The following is a 6,000-nucleotide window of genomic DNA, read 5'->3' on the forward strand; positions in this document are numbered from 1 at the left end:
TGACCCACGCACAGGCTAGCCAGCGAGGCTGAAGAACTCCTTAACGGTAGGCAGAAGTTGCCGGGAGCGACGCGCGCGGGGCGCGCGCCGGGACGGGCGCGCGTCAGGTCTGGAGGAAGCGCAGCCGGTCGGCTTCGAACACCCCGCAGGTCAGGCGTCCGGTCTCGTGCGCGCCGGTGTCGAGCGCGATCCGGTTGGCCAGCACCAGCGGGCGCGGGGTGATGGTGTGGCCGTGCACCACCACGGCGCCGAAGTCGGCGGTGCTGGTCAGGAACGGCCCCCGGATCCACAGCAGGTCGTCGGTGGCCTGATGCTCGGGCGTCACGCCGGGGCGCACGCCGGCATGGACGAAGAGGTAGTCGCCCTCGCGATGCATGAGCTTCAGGTTGCGCAAAAAGATCATGTGCCGCTCGGGCAGGGCATCCAGCAGGGCCGCCCTGAGGTTGTTCTCCGACTCGGCCGTCAGGTATCCGGTGTCCGGCACCGGCACGCCGTAGCTGGCCAGCGTATCCATGCCGCCGTTGAACAGCCAGCCGGCGGGCTCGGCCTCGCCGTCCAGGAACGACAACACGAAATGTTCATGATTGCCCATCAGGAAGACCGTCTCCAGCCCCTTGGGCATGCCGTTGGTGATGATGTCCAGCACCCGGCGCGAACGCGGTCCGCGGTCGATGTAGTCGCCGAGGAACACGGCCACGGCCCGCTCCGGCTCGGCGCCGCTGCGGGCCAGGTCGAGATCAATGAGTCCGAGCAGCCGCTCCACCAGGTCGGCGCGGCCATGAATGTCGGGGATGGCATAAACCCTGACGCCCTCCGGAACCCGGCCGGGTGCCGGAATCCAGAAGTCGACAGGCCATGCTCCCTCCATCATCGTCACGTCTCGACCTCTCCCTCCCGGTCGTGTCCCGCTGGTCCATTGCCCGCCGGTCCATTGTCCCCCGGGCCTTTGTCTGCCGGGCCTTTGTCTGCCGGGCCTTTGTCTGCCGGACGTCCGTGACGGCCGTACCGGCGTCGCGCCCGGCCTGGGGATCGCGGGGCGGTCTGGTGCCTCGGGCCGTGCCGGACCCGTTGCGCGCGCCCAATCGCGCCCCGAATAAGGCATGGCACCCCATCGTGCCGGATGCGCCAGCCCGTTTCCCCGGGTCCGTGCCGTGCCGCCGCCCCGGCCCCGACCCCAACTTCACCTCCACCTCCACCTTGAACGCCACTCCGGGTCCGGCCTGCACGCGGCGGGTCTGCATCTTGGCGACACCCGGCCGAACCATGATATCGTCGATGGTGTCGGCCTTGGGGCCAGCTCCGTGCGCGGCGAGCCGGCCGCAGACCCCTTCGACTTGGTAGCACTCTAGCATATGACACCCAGCAATTCCCTCGTCCATGGGGACCAGAGTCTTCTGGATGGCCTGGAGCGGCTGTCGCGGGCGCCCGAGGGCTGCCGGGCGGTCTACGTCTCGCTGTCCCGGCTGCGACCGGCGAACCGGACCTGGATCCGGCTGCGCATCGCCGCCCATCTGTTCGCGCCCCTGGTCACGGGGTACGGCTGCGAGGTGTTTCTGCTGTCCAACGGCGATCTGGTGGTGGTCGGCCGCGACGTCCCGGCCAGCGCGCTGGAGACCCAGGTGGAGCGGCTGCGGGCGCTGTTCCGGGCCGATCCGGGCAGCCGCGCCGAGACCCCCGACGGGCGCGACCTGTTCGCGGCCGCCTACGAGCTGGAGCACGACGGCCGCACCCTGCGCGGCCGCATCGAGGCCATCCGCCAGGGCCGGGTGGATCCCTGGCGGGTGATCCAGCGCACCGTGCCGACGGAAGACCGGGCGTTGGCGCCGCGCCTGCTGATCCGCGTGGCCGAGGCACTGGCGCAGCTCGACCCGCAGCCGTTGATCCAGCGCCAGGCCGTGGTGGAGATCGACGAGGCCCGGCGCGGCCATCTGGTCCACGAGGAGGTCTTCGTCGCGCTGGCCGAAGTGCGCCGGCGCTGCGCCCCCGACCTCGACCTGACCGCCAACCGGTGGCTGTTTCAGGAGGTGTGCCGGCTGCTCGACCGCCGCCTGACCGACGCCCTGGCCCGCCTGGACCGCGCCCTGCTGCCGGAGACCATGGCGCTCAACCTGAACCTGGAGACGGTGCTCGGCGACGGCCTGGACGCGCTGGAGCGCGCCCTGCCCGCCCGCACGCGCCTGGTCGTCGAGGTGCGCGTGATCGACACCTTCACCTACCTGGACCGACTGGCGGAGGCCGCCGAGCGGCTGCACGCGCGCGGCCACACGCTGGTGCTCGACGGTGTCACCCCGCGCACCCTCGCGCTGCTGGACCCGGCGCGTCTGGCGGTGGACGGCCTCAAGCTGGTCTGGGATCCCGATCTGGCCGACCCGGCCAGCGTGTGGGACGGTCCCCATCCCGTGGTGCTGCTCCAGGCGCTCGGCCCGGACCGGGTGGTGCTGAGCCACGTCGAGGACGAGACCGCGCTGCTGTGGGGCCTGGGGCGGGGCCTGCGGCGGTTCCAGGGCTTCTTCGTCGACCGCGTGATCGGCGCCACCACCATGACCGGGTGCCCCAAGCGGGCGCTGTGCACCCTGACCCAGTGCGTCGAGCGCCGCCGCGCCGCCGCCGGCCCGACGCGGGCGAGCTGCCCCAACCCGCCGCGGCTCAACGCGGTGACCGAGTTGCGGGCCTTGCCGCGCCGGCTGGCGGAGATGGTCGATCCCCGCCCGGAGGCCGACGATGGCTGACCCGCCCGCCATCCGCTCCGGCTTCCTGCTGGCGGACTACGTGCGCGAGATCGCGGCCACCCACTTTGGCCTGCGCATGCTCAGGCTGAGGGTGGCCGAGCTGCGGCCGGACAACCGCGACGACGACGCCCTGCGCGCCCTGGAGGCGGCCCTGGACCCGCTGGTGCGCTCCGGGCTGGCGCGCGTCTTCCGGCTGCCGGAGGGGGACTACCTGCTGGGCTTCCCGCGCGACGAGACCGACCGGGTGCGGGCGCTGCTGGTGCGGCTGCGGTTCCTGATGCCGGAGGATCCGCTGGCGGTCCACTTCGACGACCCGCCCGGGCGCGACAGCCCGCTGTTGCAGTGGTGGGACCTGGAGACGGACTTCCCGCGCCTGCGGGCGCTGGCCGAGCATTACGAGTCCGACGCCATCGCCCAGGCCGAGGCGCGGGCGCGCCGCGACGGCACCCGCGCCGGCATGGCCAAGGGCGACGCCGCGCGCGCCGCCGCCGAGGCCGCCGAACAGGCCGCCGCCGCGCGGCTCGGCGTATCCGTGGCGGGCCAGCCGGCGCGCGCCGGCGGACCGGGCGATCGTCGCGCCGGCGCCGCCGACGGCGATGAGGTCGAGCCCGACTGGCGGCCGTTCGCCGCCGAGGGGCGCGGGCGGCCCGCAGCGGCGGGCGCCGGGGGCCGCCGGCCCATCGACGCCGACATTCTCGACCGTCTGGAGAACGGCCTGGCGCGCGCCGACCTGTCGAACCACGTACGCCGCCAGGCGGTGTGCGCCCTGGTGGGCGCGGCGCCGCCGCATCCGCTGTTCTCCGAACTGTACGTCTCGATTCCGGAACTGCGCGACACCATTGCGCCCCGGGTCGACCTGATGGCCAACCGGTGGCTGTTCCAGCATTTCACCGAGACCCTGGACCGGCGCGTGCTGGCCTGGCTCAACCGCGAGGGGCCGCGCCTGACGAAGGGCGGCTTCTCCATCAACATCAACGTCCAGACCATCCTGTCGGAGGCGTTCCTGAAGTTCGAGCAGGCCCTGGCCGCCGGTCTGCACGGCACCGTGGTGCTGGAACTGCGGGTGGAGGACATTTTCGCCGACCTGGAGGCGTTCGCGTTCGCCCGCGACTTCGTGCACCAGCGCGGCTACCGGGTGTGCGTGGATTACCTGGACCCGCGTACCCTGGGGCTGCTGGACCGCGACCGCCTGGGGGTCGACCTGATGAAACTGTTCTGGCATGCCGGCCTGCCGGCGCAGATGGCGGCCGGCGACGGCCGCGCCCTTGCGGAGCGCCTGCGCCGCGGCGAGGGCGCCCGGACCATCCTGGCGCGCTGCGACGATCCGGCGGCGGTGGCGTTGGGCCGTGAGCTGGAGATCACCATGTTCCAGGGCCATCACGTCGATACCCTGTTGGCCGGCGGGGTCGCTGGCTTCGGCGCCGGGAGCAACGCCGGGAGCAACGCCGGGAGCAACGCTGGGGCCGGCGCGGACGGGACGGGAGCGGAGCCATGAGCGAGACGCCGGCCGCGATCGAGGCGCGCGGGCTGACCAAGGTGTTCGCGGGGCCGGCGGGCGAGACCGTGACCGCCGTCGCCGGCCTCGACGTCTCGGTGCCGCTGAACCGCACCGTGGGCCTGCTGGGCGGCAACGGCGCCGGCAAGACCACCACCATCTCCATGATCGTCGGCCTGCTGCTGCCCAGCGACGGCAGCCTGCGGGTGCTGGGGCGCGACATGCGGCACGAGCGCCACCTGGCGCTGGCGCGCATGAACTTTTCCTCGCCCTACGTCGATCTGCCGCACCGCCTGACCGTGCGCGAGAACCTGGTGGTCTACGCCCACCTCTACGGCGTGCGCGACGTGCGCGGGCGCATCCGCACGGTGGCCGAGGACCTTCAGTTGACCGGCCTGCTGAACCGCCCGGCCGGCAAGCTGTCCGCCGGGCAGAAGACCCGGGTCGCGCTGGCCAAGGCAATGCTGAACGACCCGGTGCTGCTGCTGCTGGACGAGCCCACGGCCTCGCTCGACCCCGACACCGGGGATTGGGTGCGGGGCTACCTCGACCGCTGGCGCCGGCGTGTCGGCGCCACCATGTTCCTGGCGTCGCACAACATGGCCGAGGTCGAGCGCCTGTGCGACGAGGTGCTGATCATGAAGGCCGGCCGCATCCACGACCAGGGACCGCCGGCCGACCTGATCGCCCGGTACGGCCGGCGCACCCTGGAGGAGGTGTTCCTGGACATCGCGCGCCGGCCCGACGAGGCCGCGCCGGCGTGACGGCGGGCGAGGGCTACTCGGTGCGGTCGAAGAACAGGGTGAAGGTGGCCGGCACGGCGTGGCTGATGTGCTCCAGCCCGGCGACCTCGCGCAGCTTGCGGATGCCCTCGCCCAGGGCGTAGTCGTCGGCCTGCACCATCAGGACCTGGAGCGGCTGCACCATCACCCGGCCCTCGCCCAGGCGGGTGACCATGACCGGCATGGCGAGGTCGTTGCTCTCCCCGACCAACGAGAACTGGGCGGTGACGTCGCGCACCGCGCTGTCCCCCACCGCCAGGCTCTCCATGTTGTCCAGCGGCACCGACGCGGTGATGGTGGCGACCGGGAACTGCGCCACGTTGAACAGCATGTCGCGCATGCGCTCGTTGCGGATGTCGATGCCGGTGTTGACCGAGCCCAGGTCGATCCGGACCGTGGCGGTGCCGTCCTCGGCCACGCCGCCGGAGAGGTCGCTGAAGCTGTGCACCTCGCCGATGTCGAAGGCCTTGATCGAGGCGAAGCTGAGGAACGAGGCGCCGTCGTCCAGCGTCCAGGTGGCGGCGCGGGCGGCCTGGGCCGCGGCCAGCGCCAGCAGCAGGCCGAGCCCGGCGGCGAGGACGACGCGAACGCGACGGGCGCCGGCGCCGGCGTCGGCGGCCACGGCCCGGGCGCGCCGGCGCGGACGGGGAGGGGAAGCGAGCGGGGTGATCATCCTGGCGTCTCCCTGTGCGATCGTCTTTTGATTGTGGTCGGGTGTGAGTCGGGGTGAGTGTGAGTCGGGGTGAGTGTCTGGGGCTGCAATCGGGCGGCGCCACGACGGCCCCGTGACGGCGCCGTGACGGCATCCCGGGAGACATGGGAGCGCGGGCGCGCGCCGTCCAGGCTGGACCGATTCGGAGTCGCAATGGGAGCGGACGGGAGTCGGGCGGGGTCGTCCCCAAGGGAATCGCATTTGAGAAATCGGGGTAGCGGTCGAGCTTGAAATGGATTCTGTAGGGGACTCCCTTGCATCAAGTGGGAGGCCCCATGTCCT

The 6,000-nt window shown here is 72.3% G+C and carries 5 protein-coding genes; 3 read left to right on the plus strand and 2 right to left on the minus strand.

What is annotated here, in order from left to right:
- Positions 1-103: 103 nt before the first annotated feature.
- On the minus strand, positions 104-871 hold the full coding sequence (locus tag GGD88_RS13410) for a metallophosphoesterase family protein (RefSeq protein ID WP_246423760.1): 768 nt from the start codon (positions 869-871) through the stop codon (positions 104-106).
- A 481-nt stretch (positions 872-1,352) separates the two neighbouring features.
- Here GGD88_RS13410 and GGD88_RS13415 point away from each other — a divergent pair, with 481 nt between their 5' ends.
- From GGD88_RS13415 to GGD88_RS13425, 3 genes are read left to right on the plus strand one after another with little or no spacing between them, the layout of a single operon-like run.
- Positions 1,353-2,729 (plus strand): EAL domain-containing protein, encoded by a 1,377-nt coding sequence (locus tag GGD88_RS13415; RefSeq protein ID WP_184436276.1) that lies wholly within the window; start codon positions 1,353-1,355, stop codon positions 2,727-2,729.
- Positions 2,722-4,224, plus strand: a complete 1,503-nt coding sequence (locus tag GGD88_RS13420) for a hypothetical protein (protein WP_184436279.1) — start codon at positions 2,722-2,724, stop codon at positions 4,222-4,224. The genes GGD88_RS13415 and GGD88_RS13420 overlap by 8 nt, the downstream gene beginning before the upstream one ends.
- Complete coding sequence (locus tag GGD88_RS13425) at positions 4,221-4,988, plus strand: ABC transporter ATP-binding protein (RefSeq protein ID WP_184436281.1); 768 nt, start codon at positions 4,221-4,223, stop codon at positions 4,986-4,988. The genes GGD88_RS13420 and GGD88_RS13425 overlap by 4 nt, the downstream gene beginning before the upstream one ends.
- Positions 4,989-5,001: 13 nt before the next feature.
- On the opposite strand, the gene GGD88_RS13430 is transcribed toward GGD88_RS13425, so the two are convergent.
- Complete coding sequence (locus tag GGD88_RS13430) at positions 5,002-5,679, minus strand: YceI family protein (protein ID WP_184436283.1); 678 nt, start codon at positions 5,677-5,679, stop codon at positions 5,002-5,004.
- Positions 5,680-6,000 lie beyond the last annotated feature (321 nt).

The organism is Roseospira goensis (assembly GCF_014197795.1).
GTDB lineage: Bacteria > Pseudomonadota > Alphaproteobacteria > Rhodospirillales > Rhodospirillaceae > Rhodospira > Rhodospira goensis.

What these genes read in the sequence shown, in the direction of transcription:
- GGD88_RS13410 (WP_246423760.1), bottom strand. Translation starts at nt 871, where the DNA reads ATGATGGAGGGAGCATGGCCTGTCGACTTCTGGATTCCGGCACCCGGC.
- GGD88_RS13415 (WP_184436276.1), top strand. Translation starts at nt 1,353, where the DNA reads ATGACACCCAGCAATTCCCTCGTCCATGGGGACCAGAGTCTTCTGGAT.
- GGD88_RS13420 (WP_184436279.1), top strand. Translation starts at nt 2,722, where the DNA reads ATGGCTGACCCGCCCGCCATCCGCTCCGGCTTCCTGCTGGCGGACTAC.
- GGD88_RS13425 (WP_184436281.1), top strand. Translation starts at nt 4,221, where the DNA reads ATGAGCGAGACGCCGGCCGCGATCGAGGCGCGCGGGCTGACCAAGGTG.
- GGD88_RS13430 (WP_184436283.1), bottom strand. Translation starts at nt 5,679, where the DNA reads ATGATCACCCCGCTCGCTTCCCCTCCCCGTCCGCGCCGGCGCGCCCGG.